The sequence below is a fragment of the Bartonella sp. AU15XJBT genome (assembly GCF_028618615.1).
In the GTDB taxonomy this organism is placed as follows: Bacteria; Pseudomonadota; Alphaproteobacteria; order Rhizobiales; family Rhizobiaceae; genus Bartonella.
This window is the reverse complement of record NZ_JAQITG010000001.1, coordinates 95,910-121,768: the sequence shown is the minus strand read 5'-3', so window position 1 is coordinate 121,768 and position 25,859 is coordinate 95,910. Positions and strand designations below refer to the sequence as shown.

Sequence of the window (25,859 nt, the reverse complement as noted above, 5' to 3'; positions counted from 1 at the left end):
TCATCTCGTTATTACTTTTTCGTAATTTGAAGGAAAATTGACGATTTTCAGGGGGATGGATAGAGTAAAGCTTTGTTTTATTGTTTTCACTTTTCCTAAATTTCACTAAGAGATAGTAAAAAGTGATGAGGAGGCTCTATTAATGGATGATGCTAAAAACAGTGCTGTCGATGTTTTGGAAAAACAAGCAGCATTTTTATCGTCTGCTTTACCTTATATGCAAAAATACGAAAATGAAACGGTTGTGGTAAAATATGGCGGTCATGCTATGGGTGATCCTGCTTTGGGGCGGGCATTTGCGCGTGATATTGCTCTATTAAAGCAATCGGGGATTAATCCTGTTGTTGTTCATGGTGGTGGGCCTCAAATTGCTGAAATTTTAATGAAAATGGGGATTGAATCACGATTTGAAAACGGTTTACGGGTAACCGATGAGCGGATCGTTGAAGTGGTTGAAATGGTTTTAGCGGGTTCCATCAATAAGGAAATAGTTGCTCTCATCAATGCTGAGGGTGAATGGGCAATAGGGCTGTGTGGTAAGGATGGCAATATGGTTTTTGCCGAAAAGGCTTATAGAACTGTCATTGATCCTGATTCACATATTGAACGTGTTTTAGATTTGGGGTTTGTTGGTGAGCCTATTGAAGTTGATCGTACATTGCTGGACCTTTTAGCATGTTCTGAAATGATACCAGTTCTTGCTCCTGTAGCTCCAGGTCGGGATGGTAAAACCTATAATATTAATGCTGATATTTTTGCTGGAGCTATTGCTGGTGCATTAGAGGCAAAACGTCTTTTATTCCTCACGGATGTTCCTGGTGTTTTGGATAAACAGGGCAAACTTTTAAAGGAATTGACAGTTTCTGAAGCTGAGAAACTTATCAAAAATGGAACAATTTCAGGAGGCATGATTCCAAAAGTAGAAACTTGTGTGAAAGCCCTTCAAAATGGTGTGGAAGGTGTTGTCATTTTAAATGGAAAAACCCCTCATTCTGTTTTACTAGAGCTGTTTACCGAACAGGGAGTTGGAACGCTTATTGTTTCATAAATTGTGCGGAAAATTGGAGGAGAAGGCCTTTCATGACGAATATAAAACAGTTTAAATATCCTTTATTAAGTAAACCAGAATTGGCAATATTTGCTGCAACAATATTGTGGGGGATTACATTTTTAGTCATTCACATTGCGGTACGCTATAGCGGTCCTTTGTTTTTTGTTGGATTTCGTTTTATTGTTGCATCTCTTATATGTGGAGCAATTTTTTGGCGCTCTATAAAAGGTATAACTGTTTATGAAGTTTTCGCTGGGATGGCAATTGGTTTATCCATGTTTTTTGGTTATGCTTTTCAAGCAGCTGGACTTCAAACGATTATTAGTAGTCAGTCGGCTTTTATCACAGCGCTTTATGTTCCGATGGTTCCAATCTTGCAATGGATTGTTTTTAAAAAACCTCCCCGTTTTGCCTGTTGGGTTGGTATTATTTTCGCTTTTATTGGGCTTGTCCTTGTTTCAGGACAAAAGCCGGGAAGTTTTGATTTTTCAAAAGGTGAAATTTTGACTTTGTTGGGCGCTTTAGCGATTGCTGGAGAAGTCATACTCATCGGAATTTTTGCCAACAAGGTTGATAGTCGGCGTGTGACCATTATTCAGTTATTCTTTAGCGGTTTTTTTTCATTTGCTTGTATGCCTTTGATGGGTGAAAGCATTCCTGAATTTTCGTGGGTATGGTTTAGTGTTGGTATGGGATTGGCATTAATGAGTGCTATTATTCAATTGGCTATGAATTGGGCACAAAAGTCTATTTCCCCTACGCGTGCAACACTCATTTATGCAGGTGAACCGGTATGGGCTGGTATCGTTGGGCGTTTGGCTGGAGAGCATTTATCTCCTTTAGCTTTATTGGGTGGTTTGCTTATTCTGATTGGGATTATTGTTGCTGAATTACAACCTTCACAATGGCGTAAAAAAAAATAAAGCAATTGAAAAAATTGGTGAGCGATGCATCTTTACTATGATGATTTTATTGCATGCGTTTTTTGCTTGCAGAGTTTTCATTTTTGAGGCTTTTTTAAAATTAAAGATGATGAAGAGGCTTTATAAGCTGTTTCTGCTTTTGTATGCCAAACTAGAGCAAGAGTCTTTATTTTTTCTGACTTCTGAAACGGGAAGATAACCTTCATGGGATTAAAATATGAAGGGATAAAGATAAAAACCAGCTCTCATCTTTATTGTTATTTTTAAATTTGGCTTTACAACTTTCAAAACACATCCAAGATAATACCTATAATGGGGATTGTGCATTGGTGCTGTGTTATTTCTTTTGTTCTTTCATGGGATTATGCTTTTCAAACAAAATAGAACGCTCAAAGCGGTTCCCCATAATGTTGTATATTCCCACGCTTTTTAAAAAGACAAATTTCCCACTCATTGGTGGTCCGCGTGCAGTTTGTAAAAATCACAGAGCATCATTTCAAATCTTTTTCATGTGAAATCAATCCAAATCACTTGCTTGCACGCCATAAGCGGGTGGTCTACGTGGTTAAAACTCCACAAGAAAGGCATACCTCCTATAAATTCTTTCAAGTATCAAGGATCATCGAAATATTGGAGGTTGGCAAAGTGTGTGATGGTACCAGTTTATCCAATCTATGAGCCATCAAACAAGATGTGAAAAAATCATTTTAGTCCCTTTGGTATTTAATTGAGTAGACAAAAATCTTATTTTTTAAGCTATGAGAAGTTGTGTTTTGAGAAACTCTTTTGGTTAATATTCTTTTGAAAGGTTCTCAAGAGGACATAATTGGTCTTTGCGTTTTGTATTATTCTTTGCTAAATCGCCTTATATGACAAGAGATCGTAATTATATTCGTAATTTTTCCATCGTGGCGCATATTGATCACGGCAAGTCCACTTTAGCGGATCGTTTGATTCAAATAACAGGGGGACTTGATACACGTGAGATGAAGGAACAAGTGCTTGATTCCATGGATATTGAGCGTGAACGTGGGATTACTATTAAAGCACAAACAGTCCGTTTACACTATAAGGCAAAGAATGGTGAAACCTATATTCTAAATCTTATGGATACACCTGGTCATGTGGATTTTGCTTATGAGGTTTCACGTTCACTGGCAGCTTGTGAAGGTTCTCTGTTGGTAGTGGATGCAAGCCAAGGTGTCGAGGCGCAAACTTTGGCAAATGTTTACCAAGCCATTGATAATTCCCATGAGTTGGTCGTTGTGCTCAATAAAGTTGATCTTCCAGCAGCAGAACCTGAGCGTGTTAAAGAACAAATTGAAGATGTGATAGGCATTGATACATCTCAAGCGGTAGAAATATCAGCAAAAACAGGTTTGGGTGTTCCTGATGTTTTGGAGGCAATTGTTACACAATTACCACCTCCACGCACGGGTGATATTGCAAATCCCTTGAAGGCAATGTTGGTTGATAGCTGGTATGATGCATATCTTGGCGTCATTGTTTTGGTACGGGTGATAGATGGTATTTTAAAAAAAGGTCAAACCATTCGTATGATGGGGACGGGGGCAAAATATCCCGTTGAGCGCGTTGGGGTATTTACACCTAAAATGGTCCAGGTTGATGAATTAGGACCAGGCGAGATTGGTTTTATCACTGCTTCTATCAAAGAGGTTGCCGATACACGGGTTGGGGATACGATTACTGAAGAGCGTCGTCCTTGTGAAAATGCTTTGCCTGGTTTTAAACCTGCGCAACCGGTTGTCTTTTGTGGACTTTTTCCAATTGATGCTGCTGATTTTGAAGATTTACGTGCAGCCATGGGCAAATTACGCTTAAATGATGCGAGTTTTTCTTTTGAAATGGAAACATCCGCGGCTTTGGGGTTTGGTTTTCGGTGTGGCTTTTTGGGGCTTCTTCATCTTGAAATTATTCAAGAACGGTTAGAGCGTGAGTTTAATTTGGATTTAATTGCGACAGCACCTTCAGTTGTTTATCGCATGAATATGAATGATGGTTCTGTTAAAGAGTTACACAATCCGGCAGATATGCCTGATCTGGTTAAAATTTCTTCCATCGAAGAACCGTGGATCCGAGCGACAATCATGACTCCTGATAATTATCTTGGGTCAATTTTAGAATTGTGCCAAGAGCGGCGTGGGGTACAGGTTGGCTTATCCTATGTTGGAACGCGTGCTATGGTGACGTATGATTTACCACTGAATGAAGTCGTTTTTGATTTTTATGATCGTCTAAAATCGATCTCAAAGGGGTATGCTTCTTTTGATTATCAGATGACGGATTATGCAGAGGGGGATTTAGTTAAAATGTCTATTTTGGTGAATGGAGAGTCTATTGATGCATTGTCGATGCTTGTGCACCGCACGATTGCAGAAAAGCGCGGGCGTTCCATGTGCGAAAAACTGAAAGATCTTATTCCCCAGCATATGTTCCAAATTCCAGTTCAAGCGGCTATTGGTGGTAAAGTTATAGCGCGCGAAACAATTCGTGCTTTGCGTAAAGATGTGACAGCGAAATGTTACGGGGGCGATGTAACGCGTAAGCGCAAACTTTTGGAAAAGCAAAAAGAAGGTAAAAAACGGATGCGCCAATTTGGAAAGGTAGAAATTCCTCAGTCAGCTTTTATTCAAGCGCTCAAAATGAATAAATAATGAAAAAAGGAGTATTTTCTCTTAATTTATTGCACTTTTGTTTTTGTTGATTGGTTCAGTTTTAAAAGAGTGCTTTTAAATGGAAATTGCGCAGTAATTACATTTTTAGGTAGAATGTTTTTTTCATGGTGTCACATTGCTCACGTAAACGTAAAACGGAATGCTTTAAACAAAACATATTTGTATTGCACATTAGCGTGTTTATTGTAAAGAAATACCTCTCAATACATCCGATCTCATTTCACAATGGTAGTTCGTAAAAAGTATAACGGTAAAGCCTCCGTGAATGACATAAAACCTATTTGGCGCGATTATCTTTATATGTCATAAAGACGCATGGTGGCTATCATCACACTCTTTGCGCGTTCAAAATGTTATGATAGCTCTTAGTGTTGTTTGAGAGCGTTATTAAAGACATTTTTACTCTTTTTATTGAAGCGTGTCTTACGCATACACTAACTGCGTTTGGGATGCACAAAGAAATGAGAGCGATTGATGCAGTATGAAAGGATTTGAAATGAGAGAATCCTTGTATTTGAGGGTGTTATTCAAGTTGAAAAACAATGAATGATCACTATAAATCAACAGTGTGTCTAATCACGTAAAAGATCGTTAATGGATGTTTTTTCTCGTGTTTTTTGATCAACCCGTTTTACGATAACAGCACAATAAAGATTTGGGCCTGCTTCACCATTTGGGAGTGGTTTTCCAGGGAGAGATCCTGGAACAACAACCGAATAGGCTGGTACTTCACCGATAAAAATTTCTCCTGTTGTACGATCAATAATCTTGGTGGATTTTCCAATAAAAACGCCCATTCCCAAAACAGCGCCTTCACGAATAATACAGCCTTCGACAACTTCAGAGCGTGCACCAATAAAGCAATGATCTTCAATGATGGTTGGATTTGCTTGCAGTGGTTCTAAAACACCTCCAATACCAACACCACCGGAAAGATGAACATGTTTACCAATTTGTGCGCAAGAACCAACGGTTGACCATGTATCAACCATTGTACCCTCATCGACAAAAGCGCCAAGATTGATAAAGGATGGCATGAGTATGACGTTTGGTGCAACATAGGCAGAATGGCGTACAATCGCTCCAGGAACAGAACGAAACCCCGCTTTTTGAAAATCATCTTCTTTCCAACCAGAAAATTTCGAAGGAACTTTATCCCACCAATGTGTTCCATTGATCCCACCAACAATAATTTGCATGGTATTGAGGCGAAAAGAGAGCAGAACAGCTTTTTTCAACCATTGATGAACATGCCATTGTCCATTTTTTTGCCGTTCTGCAACACGGATTTCACCTTTATCAAGAAGGTTCAATGTGTGTTCGACACTCTCACGAATTTCACCTTTTGTGGTAGTATTAATAGAATCGCGATCATCAAATGCTTTTTCGATAATGATTTCAAGTTGTGTGAGATGGGTCATGACGAAAGTTCCGTTAAACAAGTTGAAAGCTTCAAGATTTATTCTCTATGACCTACGCGAAGAAATGTTTTCAGTCAATAAAACGATGAGAAAGTAGGACAGGTGCATGAAAAAGGGCTGTAAAGAAAAAAGAAAAGAAGAACGAGAAAATTGGACCCCCCTTCTTCATACGAAGGAAGCTCTACAACAGATCCATAAAGTCTCTAATTCAGCACAAATGCGTTCTCCGACTTATCGTTTAGCCTATATCGATCAAGATTTTATGATGCGTCCAGAGCTGCGTTCACAACGTATTGGTCTTGAATTTTTAAAGCCGGAAATAACACTTAAAGAATATAATATTCAATCAACAGTTGTTTTGTTCGGTGGTGCACGTATTCCTGAACCTGGGCAAACAGCGTGGGCTGCAAAAAATGAAACACAAAAGAAAAATTTGTGCGCTATGTCACGTTATTACGATGAAGCAAGAGAATTTGCACGTTTGTGTTCCCTCTATTCGGCAAAAACAGAATACCGTGAATTTGTGGTTGTCACAGGAGGCGGACCAGGGATTATGGAAGCAGGAAATCGTGGTGCTTGTGATGTTGGTGCGCCAACGGTTGGCTTGAATATTATTTTACCGCATGAGCAAGAGCCTAATTCATATATTTCTCCGCATTTGTGTTTCAATTTTCACTATTTGGGGATGCGAAAAATGCATTTTTTAGTACGCGCGAAAGCATTAGCTATTTTTCCTGGAGGATTTGGGACTTTGGATGAGTTGTTTGAGACGTTAACTTTAATACAAACAGGACGTATGAAACAGGTACCAATTTTATTGTTTGGCAAAGAATTTTGGAGCAATGCTATCAATTTTGAATATTTAGCTTTGCAAGGTACAATCTCTCCTGCGGATATTAATTTGGTGAAATTTGTCAATACAGCAGCAGAAGCTTTCAAAGAAATTCGTTCTTTTTATAAACTGCCTTAATTGCTTTTGAAAAAGTCATTTTTGTGGGACAGTTAATACTCTACCTTAGTTAAATAAAGTCCTGAAGGGGGAGCAACAACACCACAACGTTTACGATCTTTAGCATGAAGAGCTGCTTCAAGATCTTGAGCTGTCCAACGTCCAATACCCACTTCCATGAGGCTTCCTGCGAATGAACGGATTTGATGATGAAGAAAAGAGCGGGCTTTCGCATAAATGAAAATTTCTTCTCCTTCTCTTTGAACATCGAGGCGTTCAAGGGTCCGAATAGGGCTTTTGGCTTGGCAATGTGCTGAACGGAAAGTTGTAAAATCATGTTTTCCGACAAGCTTTTGAGCCGCTTCATGCATAGCTTCAACATTAAGAGGTTTTGGCAACCACCACACGCGTTTGGCATTTAAGGCTGGTGGAGAGCGACGATTGAGAATTTTAAAAAGATAATGGCGTTTGATAGCGGAAAATCGCGCATCAAAATCATCAGGGACATTTTCTACATTTAAGATTGAAATTGCTTCACTCTGTTGACGTAAAAGAGCATTGAGCGCATCTCGTATAGTATGGGGGGGCCAGTTTTTTATGAAATCAACATGGGAAACTTGCCCTGTAGCATGCACCCCTGCATCCGTTCGACCCGCAGTTGTAATGGTTAATTGTTGTCCACTAAAGCGAAAAATTGCCTGTTCAAGAGCTCCTTGTATCGTGTGAAGCTCTGTTTGACGCTGCCAGCCAGCGTAATTTGATCCATCATATTCAAGAGTGAGTTTAAAACGTGGCATATCAAAAAATAGCAGAAATATGAGCGCCTCGCAAAAAGGTTGCGCTCTCAAGGACTTTACCACCAGATCTTTGGAGAGAAGTTATCTCAAGGCGTCCTTGACCACAATGGATAATCAAAGAATCTGGTTCTATTCGACCAATTTCAAGAGAAGGGCCTGTTATTAAACGACTTTCAAGAATTTTTACGCGTTCTTCTCGTCCACCGATATTCATATTGCACCAGCAACCAGGAGAGGGAGAAAGCGCACGGATATGCCTATGAATAAATTCAGCAGATTTTGTCCAATCAATGCGGGTTTCTTCCTTTTTGATTTTGGCGGCATAAGTTATGCCTTCTTCTGATTGTGGGGTCAGTTTGAGTTGTCCTTTTTCAAGAGTTGATAGAGTTTCTATCATAAGTTTTGCACCAATATGTGAAAGTTTGTTTGAAAGCTCAGTAGTAGTGATGTTATCAGTAATGGAGATGGAGTGAGAAAGAGCGATAGGTCCCGTATCAAGATCTTCGTCCATTTTCATGATCATTATCCCTGTTTCTTTATCACCAGCCATAATTGCTCTCTGGATAGGTGCAGCACCGCGCCAACGTGGTAAGAGTGAAGCATGGACGTTAAAACAACCAAAACGCGGTGTTTCAAGAATAGCTTTGGGTAACAAAAGTCCATAGGCAACCACAACAGCCGCATCAACACAAAGTGCTGCAAATTGAGCTTGTTGTTCGGCTGTTTTGAGTGTTTTGGGCGTGAATACGGGAATAGATTCTTCTTCTGCTGCATTTTGTACAGCTGAGGGGATAAGTTTAAGACCACGACGTCCTGCTGGGCGAGGAGGTTGGCTATAAACGGCGACAACATCATGCCCCGCATCTAACAAAGCATGTAAAATGGGAACAGAAAAATCTGGTGTTCCCATAAAACTCAAACGTAATGCCATTACAAAACTGCTTCCTGCGTCGTTTTTTCTTTTGCGCGTTTTTTAAATTTTCGTATCACCATATCCCGTTTGATTTTTGAAATATGATCGATAAACAGGCGGCCATCTAGATGATCAATCTCATGCTGCAAGCAAGTTGCCAACAGATTATCTGCTTCAATTTCTTTTTGTTTTCCTTCACGGTTTTGATAGCGAACACGCAGGCGTTTAGGGCGTTCAACTTCCGCAAAATAGTCAGGAATAGAAAGACAACCTTCTTTATAAATATTGCGCTCATCTGAAAGCCATAAAATCTCAGGGTTGATAATAACAAAGGGCTTTTTCTGCTTATCTTCAGAATTTCCAGAGACATCTATAACCAACATGCGTAGTGGTATGCCAATTTGAATAGCAGCAAGACCAATACCTTTAGCATTATACATAGTTTCGAGCATATCATCCGCGAGCTTCTGGAGAGCTGTATCGACTTGGTCGATGGGTTTGGATACTTCCCGTAAAATCGGATCTGGTAAAGTCACTAAAGATTTTATTGGCATGCGGAATAGATTAATCAATGCTTTGTTATGGGTCAATATTGAATAACAAATTCTTGCGCTTTTTTATGATGAGGGCGTTATATTACTTCTCATGTTTGATTCGTTTTTTTCTTTTATACTTGCTGATGAGTCGTTTACGAAACTGAGCGCCCTGCTTTTATTGATACTCCTTTGCTTAGCATTTTTTATGTTGATTTATTCTCATCGAAAAAAGGCATTTTTGGAAAGTGAAGTTGCCAAGCGTGCGCGTGAGGCACAAGAGCAGATGGCTACATTGCTCAAAACACAAGCTGAAATGCAAGGGCGAATGCAAACGATGGCTGAAATTTTCGGTCAAAGACAGGCTGAATTGAATAAGTCACTCAGTGAGCAACTCAATGGCATGACAGCCAATATAGGTCAAACACTTCAGGTACAGACAAAATCAACTTATGAGAATTTAAATCGTTTGCAAGAGCGTTTAGCGGTCATTGATGCAGCGCAAAATAATATTCAGTCACTTACGGGACAAGTTGTCCAACTGCAATCCATTTTAAGCAATAAGCAGACGCGTGGTACTTTTGGTCAAGGGCGGATGGAAGCAATTATTGCTGATGCTCTACCACTAAATTCTTATGCTTTTCAAGCTGTTCTTTCAAATGGAAAGCGGCCAGATTGTCTCATTCACATGCCAAATAAAGCGCCTTCTCTTGTTGTGGATGCTAAATTTCCTCTGGAAGCTTGGAATACCATGCGTAAAGCAACAACAGCTCAAGAACGTCAAGAGGCAGAACGCCAATTTCGCACGGATATGGAAGTCCATATCCGTGATATTGCGCAAAAATATTTAATTCCTGGAGAAACCCATGACACCGCTTTTCTCTTTGTACCATCGGAATCGATTTTTGCGACAATTTATGAGGATTTTGAGCCATTGGTACAAAAAGCCAATAGAGCCCATGTGATTATTGTTTCACCGTCTTTGTTGATGCTCTCTGTCCAAGTTGTACAAACCATTATGAAAGATGCGCGGATGCGTGAACAAGCGCATTTAATTCAATCAGAAGTAGCAAAATTGATGGAAGATTTTGGACGAATGGATAGCCGTGTTCGCGCACTACAGAAGCACTTTCACAAAGCAGGAGAAGATATAGAGGGAATTTTAATATCGTCCTCTAAAATTATGAAACGGGCAAATCGCATTGAAACTGTCGAATTAAAAGAAAATTATTCTGAACCAGCAAAAATGACAACATCAACTCAGTCGCAAATATTGCGTTTGGTTGATGAAGAATAAAGTAAATCAAGCTTCTCAACGATCACAAGTTAGGATCATGTTCTTTATTGATTGGTAATAATTTTTTAGTATCTCTATTTTGTTTTGTTTCTTAAACGAGAGGAATAGGGAATATGCGACACCTTTTGTTTTTAGGGGCACTGGTGTTTCTGCTAGGGGGCTGTGCAACAACTACTCCCATCCACACAAACAATGCTTGTGCTATTTTGGCACAAAAAAATGGTTTTTTTGATAATTGGGGTAGGGCGTCTCAAAGAGCAGAAATGCGCTATGGAATTCCTATGCCGATTATTCTTGCAACCATTAATATGGAATCAAGTTTTCGTCACAATGCACGTCCTCCACGCAAAAAACTACTTGGTTTTATTCCATGGAAGCGTCGGTCGACAGCTTATGGTTATGCTCAAGCGCTTGACAGTACATGGGAAATGTATCTTCGCTCTACAGGAAAGTCTTTTGCATGGCGTACGAATTTTGCAGATGCTGCTGATTTTGTTGCTTGGTATCATCGCCAAACTGTTCAACGCAATGGAGTGAGGTTTGATGATGCCTATAACCTTTATTTAAATTATCATATGGGACATGGTGCTTATGCGCGTAGTGGCGGGCATGTTACTGCTGCGCTTTCACAAGCAGCACAGCGCATGGCGAGGATGTCTGGGCTCTATGAACAACAATTAAAGAGATGTGGATGGCGTTAGGGAGAATTCTGAAAATTTCAATTAGGGAATTTATGGGATAAAATTATTCGAGAACAAAGTTTCTTATGACGTGATAAGATAGTTTGGTTTTTCTGATTGTCGAATGAAATAAATTGTTATTTTTTTAACTCAAGCGACAGAAAGTTTTCGCAATACACAATATATTTGGAAATACTCTCGATATTTTTGTTCCCCTTTGTTCAAAGAGTTTACATTTCTTCAAAAAATTTACAATGGACACTATCTCCCACTGAACGCTAGCATTTAACTTTGGGCGAATACCAGAGATAATTGAAGGAAAATTTTAAAATATAATATCATTTTTTATTTTCATTATGCGCATTATTAGCTGATTATGACATGAATATTTATTTGTTAAGCATATAAAATAGCAATTAAAATAAATGCAATTCGAGCATCATAAAAAGGGTAAAATATTCAATATAAAAAAACGAAAAATGCATTAAACGAAAGAGCATCGTTTCATAAAATATTTGCTTTGTATAAAGGAGGTGCTACAGCCCTCAAAAGGACTAATGAATGGTCTTTGATATTAATGAAGTCTGTCCATTCATCTCGCCTGTCTATCTTAATTAAAAAAGTTATTTTGTTGTACGGCCCTATCGTTTAGGGGGTATATACAGCTTTACATATAATAAATATTTCAAGGCAGGACTTTCCTGTAGCGTGAAGTAACATGGGGGACTGCAAGGTGTGTGATAGGTGCCGCTTTGCTTACACCTCAACCTTGCTCATGATGTTCCAAGGAAACGATTTTAATTGGTAGGACATCTGATCAGACTAAAAACACTCAAAAAAGTTCTGATTCGCAATAATGGGGAAGTATATCTTAGTATTTTATTCTCAAATCTATGTTTAGGGTCTTCCTATCTTTTAAAAAGATAGCGACAATCAGCACGTTATGATTTTGTGGAAATTTTGCGGTGGAGGGGGATTTAAATTTTGTCCTTTAAAACAATGCGTAAGCTAAACAGCTCATTTTTTATTTCTATGCAAAGTATAAAAGACTTCACGTACTTTTCATTACTATGACAGTAAAATTTCACAATCCAACAAACAATTAGAAATATATTACAGTGCTTAACTTAAAAGAGCGTTCACTAATGAATTTATAGTTACAGAGCACATAACTTTTTCAAATTGATCACATATTCTCTGCTGTAAATTGATTTCTTGATAGAAGAGCTGGTCCTTTTGGTGGAGCTAAGCGGGATCGAACCGCTGACCTCTTGCATGCCATGCAAGCGCTCTCCCAGCTGAGCTATAGCCCCTATAAAAACAAATTTTCCCTAAAAGGACAGTATAATTCCAACTTTTTTAAAACGAGAAAAATTGAAGATCAAGAAGAATTTGCATTCAACGGAAAAGATGCCTTCTTTTAAGCATCGTCATCATTAGAAACGCCGCCTCCGAGAATATCGGTGACATCATCATCTTCATCGTCATCATCGTGAGATAAAAATGTATCATCGTCGTCACCAAGATCGACATCACTATCTTCCAAATCAGGAAGATCGTCATCTTTAGAACCGTCATCATCCTCTTCAAGAAGCATAAAAGCAGACTTTTCAAGGGCTGTATCAAGCTCTTCAGTATCCACTTCTTCTTCATTGTTTGCTTCAGCTGCCGCAACCTCAAAATAAGAACGCGGATAAGAAATTCCTGTATAGGGTGACACAATAGGATCGCGATTTAGATCGTAAAACTTTTTTCCTGTTTCTGGATCAACACGTTTCGTTCCAAGTTCTTGTTTTGCCATAAACCGTGCCTCTTTGATTAACTACATTCCATTAAAAGATAAATTTTATGGTGCTTAATCGAAAAATAACGCCTTTGTCAAAGATAAATACACTGTTCCACGTAGATTTTTTCATGACGCCCTTTAAAGCATGTGCTAAAGGATGCATAATTTCATAAAGGTTAGATAGAATTAAATAGAATTTCCATGCAAAAATCAATCCCTATAACTGCCTATAAATCGAGTAGTCTCTCTGGAAAAATTCGAATACCAGGAGATAAATCAATTTCCCATCGCTCTCTTATATTAGGAGGGTTAGCAAATGGTGAAACATATATCCACGGATTACTTGAAAGCGCTGATGTACTCAATACAGCCGCTGCTATGCAAGCTATGGGTGCCTGTATGATTAAGAAGGATGACTTCTGGAGCATACGAGGAACAGGGAATGGTTGCCTTTTAGCTGCACAAAAACCTTTAGACTTTGGAAACGCTGGAACAGGTGCTCGTTTAGTTATGGGAATGGTTGGCCCCTATCATATGAAAACAGCTTTTATTGGCGATGCTTCTCTCTCTAAACGTCCTATGGGGCGTATCCTCGATCCCTTACGTCTTATGGGGGTGGAAATTGAGGCAACACACGGCGATCACCTTCCTTTAACGCTTTATGGTCCCAAAATGGCTAATCCGATTCGCTACCGTGTTCCAATAGCTTCCTCTCAAGTTAAATCAGCGGTTCTCCTTGCTGGACTCAATACCGCCGGCATTACAACGGTTATTGAACCGGTTCTCACACGCGATCATACGGAAAAAATGTTAAAAGCATTCGGTGCTAAACTTGAAATAGAAAGAGATAAGGAAGGTGCGCGTTTGATTCATCTTAATGGTCAACCCCATCTGACTGGACAAACGATTCATATTCCGGGTGATCCTTCTTCTGCTGCTTTTCCAATTATCGCAGCCCTTCTTGTAGAAGATTCTGATATCACCATTGAAAATGTTCTAATAAACAATTCTCGAATAGGGCTTATCGAAACATTGTGGGAAATGGGCGCTCACATTGAATTTTTGAATCAACGCCAAACAGGTGGAGAGGATGTCGCCGATCTACGGATAAAATCATCGATCCTTAAAGGTGTTACTGTGCCTAAAGAGCGTGCTCCATCGATGATTGATGAATATCCTGCTTTGGCGGTCGCAGCGGCCTTTGCAGAAGGCAAAACAGTTATGCTAGGAATTGAGGAATTGCGTGTTAAAGAATCAGATCGACTGTCTGCTGTTGCCCAAGGATTAAAAATTAATTGTGTAGACTGTGAAGAAGGTCAAGATTTTCTTGTTGTTTATGGGAAAGGTTCTTCCAAAGATTTGGGTGGTGGACATGTTACCACACATCTTGATCATCGCATTGCTATGTGCTTTCTCACCTTTGGACTTGTATCAGAAAAACCTGTTACCATTGATGATAAGCGAATGATTGCTACGAGTTTTCCGGAATTTATACCTTTTATAAGACAACTTGGGGGAAAAATCGCTTGAAGCCTTTTGTTATTGCCATTGATGGACCTGCAGCCTCAGGCAAAGGGACCTTAGCACGCAAAATTGCTGCGCATTATCATCTTCATCATCTGGATACAGGGCTTACTTATCGTGGTGTTGCTCATGCGCTTTTACAACACAATTTAGCGCTTAATGATGAAAAAAATGCTATCACTTATGCTAAAGAACTTGATTTTAATACCTTAAATTCTGCTCTTCTCTCTTCTCATGAACTTGGTGAAGCGGCTTCAAAAATAGCGCTTAATCCTGCTATACGCAAAATTCTTGTCGAAAAACAACGTAGTTTTGCCAAAACTTTACCTGGAAGCGTGCTCGATGGGCGAGATATTGGCACCGTCGTTTGCCCTGATGCTGATATCAGGTTTTATATTCTAGCCAATGTTCAAATACGTGCCAAACGTCGTTACCAAGAGATTTTAAAAAAGGGGGAGCAAGCAAATTATCATGAAATACTTAGCAATCTTGAACAGCGAGACACCCGCGATATAATGCGCAAACAAAGCCCCTTAAAACCAGCAAAAAACGCCCACTTGCTTGATACGTCAGAATTGAGTATAGAAGCAACATTTGCAATTGCATGTAGTTTTATTGATCCAATCATAAAAATGCATATAATTGAATGAATTCGTTAAGGTGACTTCAAGCCTCGCGCTAACTTTTTTCCTGTATTATAAGAAAAAGGGCTAAGGGGTCACCCATGTTAACACTAACCTAGCGCTCATACCTTATAAGATAAGGTATATATTAGGAGTTCTTATGTCACAATACAATCCCACAACAGCGGATTTTGAAGCTCTTTTAACAGAATCTTTTCAAACCAATGATCTTAATGAAGGATCTGTTGTTAAAGGTCGTGTTATTGCAATCGAAAAAGACATGGCCATTATTGATGCTGGACTTAAAGTCGAAGGACGTATTCCTCTCAAAGAATTTGGAGCTAAAGCAAAAGACGGTTCTTTGCAAGTTGGCGATGAAGTTGAGGTTTACATTGAACGCATTGAAAATGCGATGGGCGAAGCTGTTTTATCGCGTGAAAAAGCACGGCGCGAAGAAAGTTGGATCCGTTTAGAGGAAAAATTCAATGCTGGTACGCGCGTTGAGGGAGTTATCTTTAGTCAAGTAAAAGGTGGTTTTACAGTCGATCTTGATGGCGCTGTTGCTTTCTTGCCGCGCAGCCAAGTTGATATTCGTCCCATTCGTGATGTTTCACCTCTCATGCATAATTCACAATCCTTTGAAATTTTGAAGATGGATCGTCGACGGGGCAATATTGTTGTCTCACGTCGTACTGTCTTAGAAGAAAGTCGCGCTGAGCAACGTTCAGAAATTGTACAAAATCTTGAAGAAAATCAAATCGTTGAAGGTGTGGTGAAAAATATCACAGATTATGGTGCTTTTGTTGATCTTGGTGGAATTGATGGTCTCTTACACGTTACAGATATGGCATGGCGGCGTGTTAACCACCCCTCTGAAGTGCTCACAATTGGCCAAACGATTAAAGTTCAGATTATTCGCATTAATCAAGATACGCACCGTATTTCTCTTGGAATGAAACAGCTTGAAAGTGATCCTTGGGAAAGCATCAGTGTCCGCTATCCGATTGGTAAAAAAATTACGGGTGCTGTTACCAACATTACTGACTACGGTGGTTTTGTTGAAATTGAACCAGGGATTGAAGGATTGATCCATGTTTCTGAAATGAGCTGGACAAAGAAAAATGTTCACCCTGGAAAAATTCTGTCTACATCACAAGAAGTAGAAGTGGTTGTTCTTGAAATTGATCCTTCTAAACGGCGTATTTCTCTTGGCTTAAAGCAAACATTTGAAAATCCATGGGAAGCTTTTGCCAATAAATTTCCTGTCAATTCACAAATTGAGGGAGAGGTTAAAAATAAAACAGAATTTGGTCTGTTTATTGGACTTGAAGGCGATGTTGACGGTATGGTTCATCTATCTGATCTCGATTGGAACCGTCCTGGTGAACAAGTCATTGATACTTATAACAAAGGTGATATCGTTAAAGCTGTGGTTTTGGATGTTGACATTGAAAAAGAGCGTATTTCTCTTGGAATTAAGCAGCTTTCCAGCGATAAAGTTGGAGAGGCAGCCGCTTCTGGTGAATTGCGAAAAGGTGCTGTTGTCACCTGTGAAGTGATTGCTGTTAACGACAATGGCATTGATGTGAAATTAATTGACCACAACCTTGAAACAACCATTCGGCGTGCTGACTTAGCGCGTGATCGTGATGAACAACGTCCTGAGCGTTTTGCAATTGGGCAAAAAGTTGATGCTCGCATCACAGCATTTGATAAAAAAACACGTAAAATTTCAGTGTCGATCAAAGCGTTAGAAATTGCAGAGGAAAAAGAAGCTGTTGCCCAATATGGTTCTACAGATTCAGGTGCTTCTCTTGGCGATATTCTTGGTGCAGCTTTGAAAAAACAAGAACAAGATTAATCATCAATCATTAAAATTGACGGTGTTATTAAGGTCACTCATTTTAGGAGTGACCTTTTTATTTTCTGAAGAAATTATCTCCTTAATTTTTAATTATTGCATTCAAAATTATTATAACTGCTTGCAAATAAAAACAAAAAGTTTGTTTTTTGTCTATCAACGGTTCACTATTCAGATAAAATGCTTACAATGTAAATAAAAAGAATGATGTAATTGAATAACAATGGGACATTATGGCGTGCACAATACCTTTCATAAAGTACTTTTTTTCTCACAAGAAGGGAAAAGACCACTTTATTAATACGGATTTTCCTCTTCGTGCAATTTATAAAGTACAGGAAGATCTTTATAACCTAGGGCATGATATAGCTTCTGGCAAAGAAATTTTACTTCCTGAATATGAAGGAGTAGAAGATTTTCGCAAGAGATTGAATGAAAATGCTAAACTGATCCTTCACGCCTTTCATACCAGTGATTTTGCTGCTCAAAATGATGAAACGATTGCGCCGTCTGCTCAATGGCTCATTGATAATCATTACACCATTGATAAAACCATACAACAACTACGCCGTAATTTCCCAAAGTCCTTCATAAAGCAACTTCCTCTTTCTACACAAAAAGCAGGAATACCACGCATTTTTGCTTTAACTTGGCTTTATATTGCGCATACCGATAGCAGCTTCTCACAAGAAACACTCACGGCTATGGTTAATGGGTTTCAAGAAGTTTGTGCGCTCACAATTGGTGAATTGTGGGCTCTTCCTTCTGTTATGCAAATGCTCCTCATTGAAAATGTTCGTCGTCTTTCAGTGCGTATCGAAAAAGCGCGGCAGATGCGGCATCTTGCTAGTCAAGTAGCTGATAAAATTTCTCTTGTAGAAAATAAAACAAGTCTAAACTCTCTTTTTACGCAATACAAATCATTCACTGCTGACCCAACTTTTTCAGCGCATTTATTCTATCGCCTGCGCAGTGCATCTGTCGATTCAACCGTTGCATTAACTTGGCTTGAAAAGCAATTGAAAAGTCAAGGCAGTAGCTTAGAAAGCGCAACAGCCGATGAACACACTCGACAAGCCGCAGATGGTGTGACCATGGGCAATATTATCCGTGCTCTTAAAGCTATAGATGATGTTGATTGGACCGTATGGTTTGAAACAGTGAGTTGTGTTGATGCTATTTTGCGTAAAAATAGTGATTTTTCTGAAATTGATTCTCATTCACGCAGTATTTATCGACAAGTCATTGAAAAAATTGCACGTTTTTCGCCTCTTAGTGAGTTGGAAATTTCCCATAAAGCTGTAGAAATGGCCAATACCACTTTTGAAGATAGACCTCATCATTCTTCTGTTGGGTGGTATCTTGTCGATGATGGTCGTGGCGCCTTTGAAAAGGCTTGTGGATATATGCCGCCTCCTCTCATAAAATGGGCACGCGCTTTTTATTGCTTAAAACTGAGAGCCATTGCCATTCCTGTTTCTTTTTTGACACTTGCTCTTTTGCTTGCAGTTTACATCCTTTTACAGATATCCGGCATGACACCATGGTTGTCTCTTTGCTTTACTGTATTGGCGCTTTTTCCTGCTATGGATGCGGCTTGTGCTTTATTTAATACGGTTGTTTCGTGGTTTGTTCCATCAAGACAGCTCATTGGTTATGAATATAAAGAAGGTATTCCCGAACATGCACGTACAATGGTTGTTGTGCCTACTTTGATAACATCACGCGATGATATTGATGCGCAAGTGTATAATCTTGAAGTGCACTATCTTTCCAATCCTAAAGGTGCCATTCATTTTGCACTGATTACAGATTGGGTGGATGCTCCGTTAAGAGAAACACAAGATGATCTTGATTTATTGCACTATGCGCAAAGAAGCATTGATAAACTCAATGGTCGTTATCATCGTGATGAACTTCCTGTTTTTTTCCTTTTACATCGCCGACGCCTTTATAATAGCAGCGAAAAATGTTGGATGGGCTGGGAGCGAAAGCGGGGAAAACTTCATGAACTCAATCGGCTTTTAAGAGGCGATAAAAACACCAGCTTTTACCCCACCAATCCACATCTTCCTATGGATTGCCGTTTTGTTATGACGCTGGATGCCGATACACGTCTTACCCCTGAGAGCGTCACAAAACTTGTTGGAAAGCTTAACCATCCACTCAATCATCCCATTTTTGATCCACAAAGCAGAAAGGTTATAAAAGGCTACAGCATTTTGCAGCCGCGCATTATTCCTTCTCTGACAACAGAAAAAAAAACATCAATTCTCCAACGGGTTTTCTCTACCAACCGTGGTATTGATCCTTATGTTTTTGCTGTTTCTGATACTTATCAAGATCTTTTAGGAGAAGGTACCTTTATCGGTAAAGGTCTTTATAATATTGATGCATTTGAACAAGCACTTGACGGCACAGTTAAAGAAAATACTGTTCTCAGTCATGATCTCTTAGAAGGAGGTTATGCCCGTACTGCTCTGGTAAGTAGCATAGCAGTCATTGAGGATTATCCAACAGCTTATAATATTGATGTTATGCGTTACCATCGCTGGATTCGTGGTGATTGGCAACTTTTGCCTTATCTTTTTTCCCATCGTCAAATAAGCTCCGTGACACGCTGGAAAATGCAGGATAATTTACGTCGTTCTCTCACTCCACTGATGTGGTTAATCGCAGCATTTGCAGGATGGGCTCTTTTGCCATTAAAGAGTGCAATTATCTGGCAGATATTTTTGTTGCTTAGCGCCTTCATTGCACCCATTTTATGTGTATTAAAAACGCTTATTCCATCCAATATAGATCATTCTTTGCGCGGACAATTTCAATTAATCGGGAACAAAACTGCTCTTACAAGCGCTGATATATTTCTTAAAACGACTTTTCTTGCTCATTCAGCGTATTTTATGACCGATGCGATTATTCGTACACTCTATCGTATGACGATTTCAAAACAGCACCTTCTTGAATGGAAAACCTCTGCCGAGACAAAATCAACACCTAATAGTTTACTTTTCTATGTTCTTTCAATGGCACCAGCATCGCTTATTGGTGCTCTTGCTCTAACATTCCCTCTTTTTTTTGATAGTTTTGCAAGCTTTATTGCTTTGCCTTTTGGGATAGCATGGTTTTTTTCACCCTTTATTGCTTGGGCTGTGAGTCGACCTTCAACATTTCAAGATAGCCTTGCACTTTCTTCAAAAGATGAAAAAATCCTCCGCTCTATTGCACGGCGTACATGGTTTTATTATGCAACCTTTGTCAATGCACAAAACAACTATTTGCCTCCCGATAATTTTCAAGAAGATCCTGAACCTCTTGTTGCTCAACGTACATCCCCTACGAATATTGGGGTTTATCTTCTTTCTGTTATTGCTGCACGTGATTTTGGCTGGATTGGTTTTGAAGAGACCATCACCCGTATTGAATGTACATTACGCTCTCTTGCAAAAATGGAAAAGTTCCGTGGTCATTTCTATAATTGGTATGAAACCGATACACTCAGACCTCTTTTACCCACTTATGTATCAACTGTTGATTCAGGAAATCTTGCCGGTCATTTGGTAACACTCTCTTCTGCCTTAAGGGGATGGGCTGAAAAACCGCATCTTCTTTTTCAAAGTGATCGAGAAGGCTTATCAGATGTTCTTACTATTCTCGAAGAAACGGTTAAAGAAATTCCAGATCATCAACCCAGTTTACATCTCTTACGCCAAAGAATCGAAGAAAAGATTGCTCATTTTCATCACTCTGTCCGTACTTTTGTAGAACAAGAAAATACGATCCCTTCTCACATCAAGGATCTTTCACGTGCAGCCCATGATATTGTACACTTAATCGATGAACTCGACCAAAAAATTCAAACGACAGAATCTGCTCGTGCGCTTTCTTGGGTTAAATGCCTTATCGAAACCTGCGACGCTCATCATCATGATGCAACGGCTCATTGTGATACTGAAAAATTATGCAAAAAACTAAACAGGTTGGCTATAGCGGCACGGCAAATCGCCTTTGATATGCAATTTGACTTTTTAGAACAGCCTAAACGGCATCTTTTATCCATAGGTTATCGTGTTCAAGAAAACAAACTCGATGAAAATTGTTATGATCTACTCGCTTCAGAGGCACGTCTTGCAAGCTTTTTTGCCATCGCAAAAGGAGATATAAAACTTAAACATTGGTTTCATCTTGGCCGACTTCTCATTCCCATAGGTTGGAAAGGTGCACTCCTATCATGGTCTGGTTCCATGTTCGAATATCTTATGCCATCTCTTGTGATGCATGAGCCTTTAGGATCTCTCTTGGATCAAACAAATCGATTGATTATTCGTTGTCAAATAAAATATGCCCATACACGGGAATTGCCATGGGGTATTTCAGAGGCTGCATTTAACGCTCGTGATCATTTAATGAATTACCAATACGCTCATTTTGGTGTTCCAAGCCTCGGACTCCAACGTGGTCTTTCACGCAATGCGGTGATTGCTCCTTATGCCAGCTTTCTCGCGGCACAATATGCTCCTGCTTGCGCTGTTGCCAATTTAAAACGACTCCGTGATCTTGGAGCTTTAGGAACATACGGTTATTATGACTCTGTTGATTTTACCCCTTCACGCGTAAAAATAGGGGAAAAATACGCTATTGTACGCAATTATTATGCGCACCATCATGGTATGTCTATCCTTGCTCTTAACAATGTTATTTTTCAAGGGAGAATGCGTGATCGTTTTCATCATGATCACATTATTGAAGCAACGCAATTGCTTTTACAAGAGCGCGCTCCCCATCTTATTCCTATTATTCACACCAAAGCTATTAAGCGTATGCGCAATAAATCTCAAGCATTGGATGCCGCCCCTTTGCGCATTATTACAAACCCGCTGCTTAAACCACGGGAAACTTTGCTTTTGTCTAATGGCTTTTATTCCATCATGTTAACAGCGAATGGTTCTGGTTATAGCCGCTGGCATGATTATGCGATTACGCGCTTTATTCCTGATGCCACAGAAGATCAACAAGGGATTTTATTCTTCCTACGCGATACCTATAGTGGACGGTGGTGGTCTGTGACCAGTGAACCAACACGCGTTCTTGAAGAAGAAGCCGTCAGCATTTTTACGGATGAAAAGGCTGAATATACGAAAATGGTTGATGGTATCAGATCAACACTTGAATGTCTTATTACATCTGAAGGATGTGGCGAAGGTAGACGTATTCAACTGATGAATACAACAAACAAAGACTGTCTTATTGAAGTTACCTCGTATGGTGAACTAGCGCTCGCAACAATGGATATGGACCAAGCTCATCCTGTTTTTTCACGGATGTTTATAGAGACGGAAATTGCTGAGGAAAGCAAAACAATTTTTGCCAAAAGGCGCAAACGCTCACCTAACAACCCCGAAATTTATATTGCTCATTTTGTCTCCAGTACAACAGATACTCTCCAAGAAACAGAAGCTGAAACGGATCGCTCGTTGTTTATTGGTCGGGGGCGATCCATTCATCGGCCTGCTGCATTTGACCGAAATGCTCGTTTGAGTAACAGTCAAGGTTGTGTTCTCGATCCTATTGTGTCATTGCGATGCCGTATAAAAATTCCAGCCTATGGAAAAGCAGAACTTATTTTTTGGACTTTTGCTGCTCATACAAAAGAAGTGTTGTATAATCATATGAAACATTATCGACAACCCGGTATGTTTCAAAAAGAACTTTCAATGGCATGGACACGCTCACAAGTTGCGCTGTATCAGAGTGGAACTGAGCTTAAAGAAGCTATTGTCTATCAAAAATATGCAACGCCGCTTATCTATCTTGACCGAACATGGCGTCTTCCTTCTGAAATATTAGCAAAGACGCTTGGAAAACAGTCTGATCTTTGGCCCATGTCCATTTCAGGAGACAATCCAATCTGTCTTCTTAGATTAAATAACGAGGGAAATATAACTGTACTGCGAGAGCTCCTTAAAGCACATGAATATTGGCGTATGCGCGGACTCATCGTTGATTTGGTTATTCTCAATGAACAAGCATTTTCCTATATACAAGATACACAACGCGCTCTTGAATGGGTATGCGAATCTTATCGACATTACACGCAAGAAACAGATGAACGCCAACATATTTTTACACTTCGGCGTGATCAAATAAATGAACAAAGTTTTAAAACGCTTCTTGCATCAGCACGCATTATTCTTGATGCCCAAAATGGCTCTTTATTTGAACAGCTTAAACGGCTTGATGAGAATGATTTTGATCTCTCAATTCGTAAAAATTATCAGGGACCTCATGATCAATTAGACTCCCCCAAATATAACGAAGGAAGGCAAGTTACAACACAAACTGAACAAAATCTTTTTGCTTCTATTGGTCTTGCGAGTCAACAAAAACCATCATCTCCCCCCACTAATGGAGAAGATCTAACATATTGGAATGGTTATGGTGGTTTTAATCAGCATAATCATTATGTAATACGTCTTCATGGACGCACCACTACACCGCATCCTTGGATTAACGTCATTGCTAATCATGGATTTGGTTTTCATGTTTCTGCTGAAGGTGCAATTTTTACTTGGGCTCACAATAGCCGCGATTATCAATTAACTCCTTGGGCGAATGATCCAACCTCTAACCGGCCAGGCGAAGCACTTTATCTGGTTGATCGCCAGTCTTTAAAACGTTTCTCACCTATTTCTGCTGTAGAATGTGATGAAAATGTTGTTTATGAGGCTTGTCATGGTTTTGGATTCTCAACTTTTAAATCGACACATTCAGAAATCGCATTAGAACTGACTCATACACTCGACGCAGAAAAACCTGTTCGCTTTTCACGTCTTATCCTCACGAATGAAGGGGAAAAACCACGCAGTTTACGCCTTTATAATTATGTTGAATGGGTTTTGGGAAATGTCCGTACAAAATATGCCCCCTTTATTGTTCCTTCTTATGAGGCTAAATGGGGCGCACATTTTATTCAAAACCCCTATCACATTGAAAAATCTCAACAAGTCACATTTTTATCAGCATCTAAAATGCCAACCAGCACCACAACCAATCGCAGCGAATTTATCGGTACAACGGGAAGCGTAACACATCCAAATGCGATCCGTAAAGCCAGCGCACTTTCGAATATCATTGAAGCAGGATGTGATCCTTGTTCAGCATTTGCCTATGATATTGATCTTCTTCCCGGACAAACAAAAGAAATCATTTTCTATCTTGGTAGCGCTGAAAATAGAAAAGAAGCTGAAAAATTACTCAATCAAGTACGTGCAAGTGATTTTGAAACTTTACTCGCACAACAAAAACACTATTGGAGTGATTTTGTTTCTCCACTCCAAGTAAAAACACCCGATCCCTCTTTTGATATTATGGTCAATCATTGGCTTCCTTATCAAGTCTATGCATGCCGCATTATGGCGCGCGCTGCCTTTTATCAAGCAAGTGGTGCATTTGGCTTCCGTGATCAGTTACAAGATAGTTTGTCTTTGTTGTTACTGAAACCACAATTGGCCCATGAACAATTGTTAAATGCTGCAGCGCACCAATTTCTTGAAGGAGATGTACAACATTGGTGGCTGCCTGATACAAATGCTGGTGTTCGCACATACATTTCTGATGATATCGTTTGGCTTGCCTATGCAACAGCTCTTTATGTCAATACTACTGGCGATGATACCTTTCTTGATACGTTTATTCCTTTCATTGAAGGCGATGTTCTAAAAAGTGGGCAACAGGATGCTTATTTTAAACCCGCCCAATCCTCAAAGGTTGCAACAGTTTATGAACATTGTGCTTTAGCTTTAGATCTTGCCATTAAACGCTGTGGACCCCATGGGCTCCCTCTTATTTTAGGTGGCGATTGGAATGATGGTATGAATTTGGTAGGTGCGCAAGGAAAAGGCGAAAGCACTTGGTTAGGATGGTTTCTTGGGAGCACACTAAGAGCATTTATTCCTTTAGCTCAAAAACGTAGAGATAACACCCGTGTTGACACATGGAGTACATACTTTGAATACTTAACAAAATCCCTAGAAGAAAACGGTTGGGATGGTGCTTGGTATCGACGTGGTTATTTTGATGATGGAACGCCTCTTGGCTCTAAAAGCAATGATGAGTGTCAAATTGATACCATTGTCCAATCTTGGGCTGTTATTTCTCAAATGGCACCGCTTGAGCGTCAAAAGCAAGCAATGGAATCAATGCTGGAACATTTGTGTGATAAAAAAGGTGGACTCATTCGCTTGTTTTGGCCGCCTTTTGATAAAAGTACACTCGAGCCCGGTTATATAAAAGGTTATCCCCCTGGCATTCGAGAAAATGGTGGTCAATACACGCATGGTGCTATTTGGAGTATTTTGGCATTAACTGAAATGGGGCAAAACGATAAAGCTTACGCTTTATTTTCTATGATTAATCCAATTACTCATGGACAAGATCCTGAAACTTATCGTGTTGAGCCTTATGTGTTGGCCGCAGATATCTACGCCGTTGAACCACGGTGTGGTCAAGGCGGTTGGACATGGTATACAGGCTCAGCCGGGTGGTTTTATCGTGCTGCAACACAAGCTATTCTTGGAATACAGCGTCAGGGAGATCTGTTGTTTTTACAGCCACATTTACCCTCTATTTGGCCAAAATATGAAGCAAAAATGAAATTTTATGATGCCGTTTATACCATTAAAGTCAAATGGGGATCTGAAAATATGCTTCACGTTGATGGCAAAAAATATACTGAAGTGCATAAAGGGATAAAATTACAAAAAACAAGTCAGCATGAAATTATACGTATTGTTAAATCTTAAA

At 39.6% G+C, this 25,859-nt stretch carries 15 protein-coding genes and 1 tRNA gene; 10 read left to right on the top strand and 6 right to left on the bottom strand.

Going from position 1 to position 25,859, the window contains the following annotated elements:
- Positions 1 to 142: 142 nt before the first annotated feature.
- The 3 genes from argB to lepA all read left to right on the top strand — a co-directional run bounded on the left by argB (position 143) and on the right by lepA (position 4,649).
- Entirely contained in the window at positions 143 to 1,048 is a 906-nt protein-coding gene (gene argB / locus PVV57_RS00410; RefSeq protein WP_012230379.1) for an acetylglutamate kinase, read from the top strand.
- A gap of 32 nt (positions 1,049 to 1,080) precedes the next feature.
- Positions 1,081 to 1,974, top strand: coding sequence for a DMT family transporter (locus PVV57_RS00405; protein WP_273717469.1), 894 nt, complete (start codon positions 1,081 to 1,083; stop codon positions 1,972 to 1,974).
- 869 nt (positions 1,975 to 2,843) lie between these two features.
- Positions 2,844 to 4,649, top strand: a complete 1,806-nt coding sequence (gene lepA / locus PVV57_RS00400) for a translation elongation factor 4 (protein WP_273717542.1) — start codon at positions 2,844 to 2,846, stop codon at positions 4,647 to 4,649.
- A gap of 593 nt (positions 4,650 to 5,242) precedes the next feature.
- Here lepA and dapD read toward each other — a convergent pair.
- Positions 5,243 to 6,091 (bottom strand): 2,3,4,5-tetrahydropyridine-2,6-dicarboxylate N-succinyltransferase, encoded by an 849-nt coding sequence (gene dapD, locus PVV57_RS00395; RefSeq protein ID WP_273717470.1) that lies wholly within the window; start codon positions 6,089 to 6,091, stop codon positions 5,243 to 5,245.
- Positions 6,092 to 6,197: 106 nt separating this feature from the next.
- Here dapD and PVV57_RS00390 point away from each other — a divergent pair, with 106 nt between their 5' ends.
- Positions 6,198 to 7,061 carry an LOG family protein gene (locus tag PVV57_RS00390; RefSeq protein WP_273717471.1) on the top strand — a complete coding sequence of 288 codons (864 nt, stop codon included), beginning with the start codon at positions 6,198 to 6,200 and terminating at the stop codon, positions 7,059 to 7,061.
- A 32-nt stretch (positions 7,062 to 7,093) separates the two neighbouring features.
- Here PVV57_RS00390 and truA read toward each other — a convergent pair whose 3' ends face one another.
- Genes truA through def form a run of 3 tightly spaced genes read right to left on the bottom strand, consistent with a single transcriptional unit; the run spans position 7,094 to position 9,304 of the window.
- Complete coding sequence (gene truA / locus PVV57_RS00385; protein ID WP_273717472.1) at positions 7,094 to 7,837, bottom strand: tRNA pseudouridine(38-40) synthase TruA; 744 nt, start codon at positions 7,835 to 7,837, stop codon at positions 7,094 to 7,096.
- Position 7,838: 1 nt separating this feature from the next.
- The gene (gene fmt / locus PVV57_RS00380) at positions 7,839 to 8,768 is read right to left on the bottom strand and encodes a methionyl-tRNA formyltransferase (protein WP_273717473.1); all 930 of its coding nucleotides are present in this window, start codon (positions 8,766 to 8,768) and stop codon (positions 7,839 to 7,841) included.
- Positions 8,768 to 9,304, bottom strand: coding sequence for a peptide deformylase (gene def, locus PVV57_RS00375; RefSeq protein WP_273717474.1), 537 nt, complete (start codon positions 9,302 to 9,304; stop codon positions 8,768 to 8,770). The genes fmt and def overlap by 1 nt, the downstream gene beginning before the upstream one ends.
- Before the next feature lie 91 nt (positions 9,305 to 9,395).
- On the opposite strand from def, the gene PVV57_RS00370 reads away from it, so the two are divergent.
- A complete protein-coding gene (locus tag PVV57_RS00370; protein ID WP_273717475.1) occupies positions 9,396 to 10,580 on the top strand; it encodes a DNA recombination protein RmuC in 1,185 nt (394 codons plus the stop codon).
- Between the two features lie 113 nt (positions 10,581 to 10,693).
- Entirely contained in the window at positions 10,694 to 11,281 is a 588-nt protein-coding gene (locus PVV57_RS00365) for a hypothetical protein (protein WP_273717476.1), read from the top strand.
- Positions 11,282 to 12,497: 1,216 nt separating this feature from the next.
- Here PVV57_RS00365 and PVV57_RS00360 read toward each other — a convergent pair.
- Together PVV57_RS00360 and PVV57_RS00355 are read right to left on the bottom strand one after the other, a co-directional pair.
- Positions 12,498 to 12,573 (bottom strand) — tRNA-Ala (locus PVV57_RS00360).
- Between the two features lie 107 nt (positions 12,574 to 12,680).
- Positions 12,681 to 13,061: a TIGR02300 family protein gene (locus tag PVV57_RS00355; protein ID WP_100129789.1), complete on the bottom strand. Its 381-nt coding sequence runs from the start codon at positions 13,059 to 13,061 to the stop codon at positions 12,681 to 12,683.
- A 186-nt stretch (positions 13,062 to 13,247) separates the two neighbouring features.
- Between PVV57_RS00355 and aroA the strand changes: the two genes are divergently transcribed.
- From aroA to PVV57_RS00335, 4 genes are all read left to right on the top strand, one after another.
- Positions 13,248 to 14,576, top strand: a complete 1,329-nt coding sequence (gene aroA, locus PVV57_RS00350; protein WP_273717477.1) for a 3-phosphoshikimate 1-carboxyvinyltransferase — start codon at positions 13,248 to 13,250, stop codon at positions 14,574 to 14,576.
- Positions 14,573 to 15,220, top strand: coding sequence for a (d)CMP kinase (gene cmk / locus PVV57_RS00345; RefSeq protein ID WP_273717478.1), 648 nt, complete (start codon positions 14,573 to 14,575; stop codon positions 15,218 to 15,220). Before aroA ends, cmk begins: the two co-directional genes overlap by 4 nt.
- Before the next feature lie 133 nt (positions 15,221 to 15,353).
- Positions 15,354 to 17,054 (top strand): 30S ribosomal protein S1, encoded by a 1,701-nt coding sequence (rpsA, locus tag PVV57_RS00340; protein WP_273717479.1) that lies wholly within the window; start codon positions 15,354 to 15,356, stop codon positions 17,052 to 17,054.
- Between the two features lie 233 nt (positions 17,055 to 17,287).
- On the top strand, positions 17,288 to 25,858 hold the full coding sequence (locus PVV57_RS00335) for a GH36-type glycosyl hydrolase domain-containing protein (RefSeq protein ID WP_273783209.1): 8,571 nt from the start codon (positions 17,288 to 17,290) through the stop codon (positions 25,856 to 25,858).
- The last annotated feature ends 1 nt before the right edge of the window (position 25,859 follow it).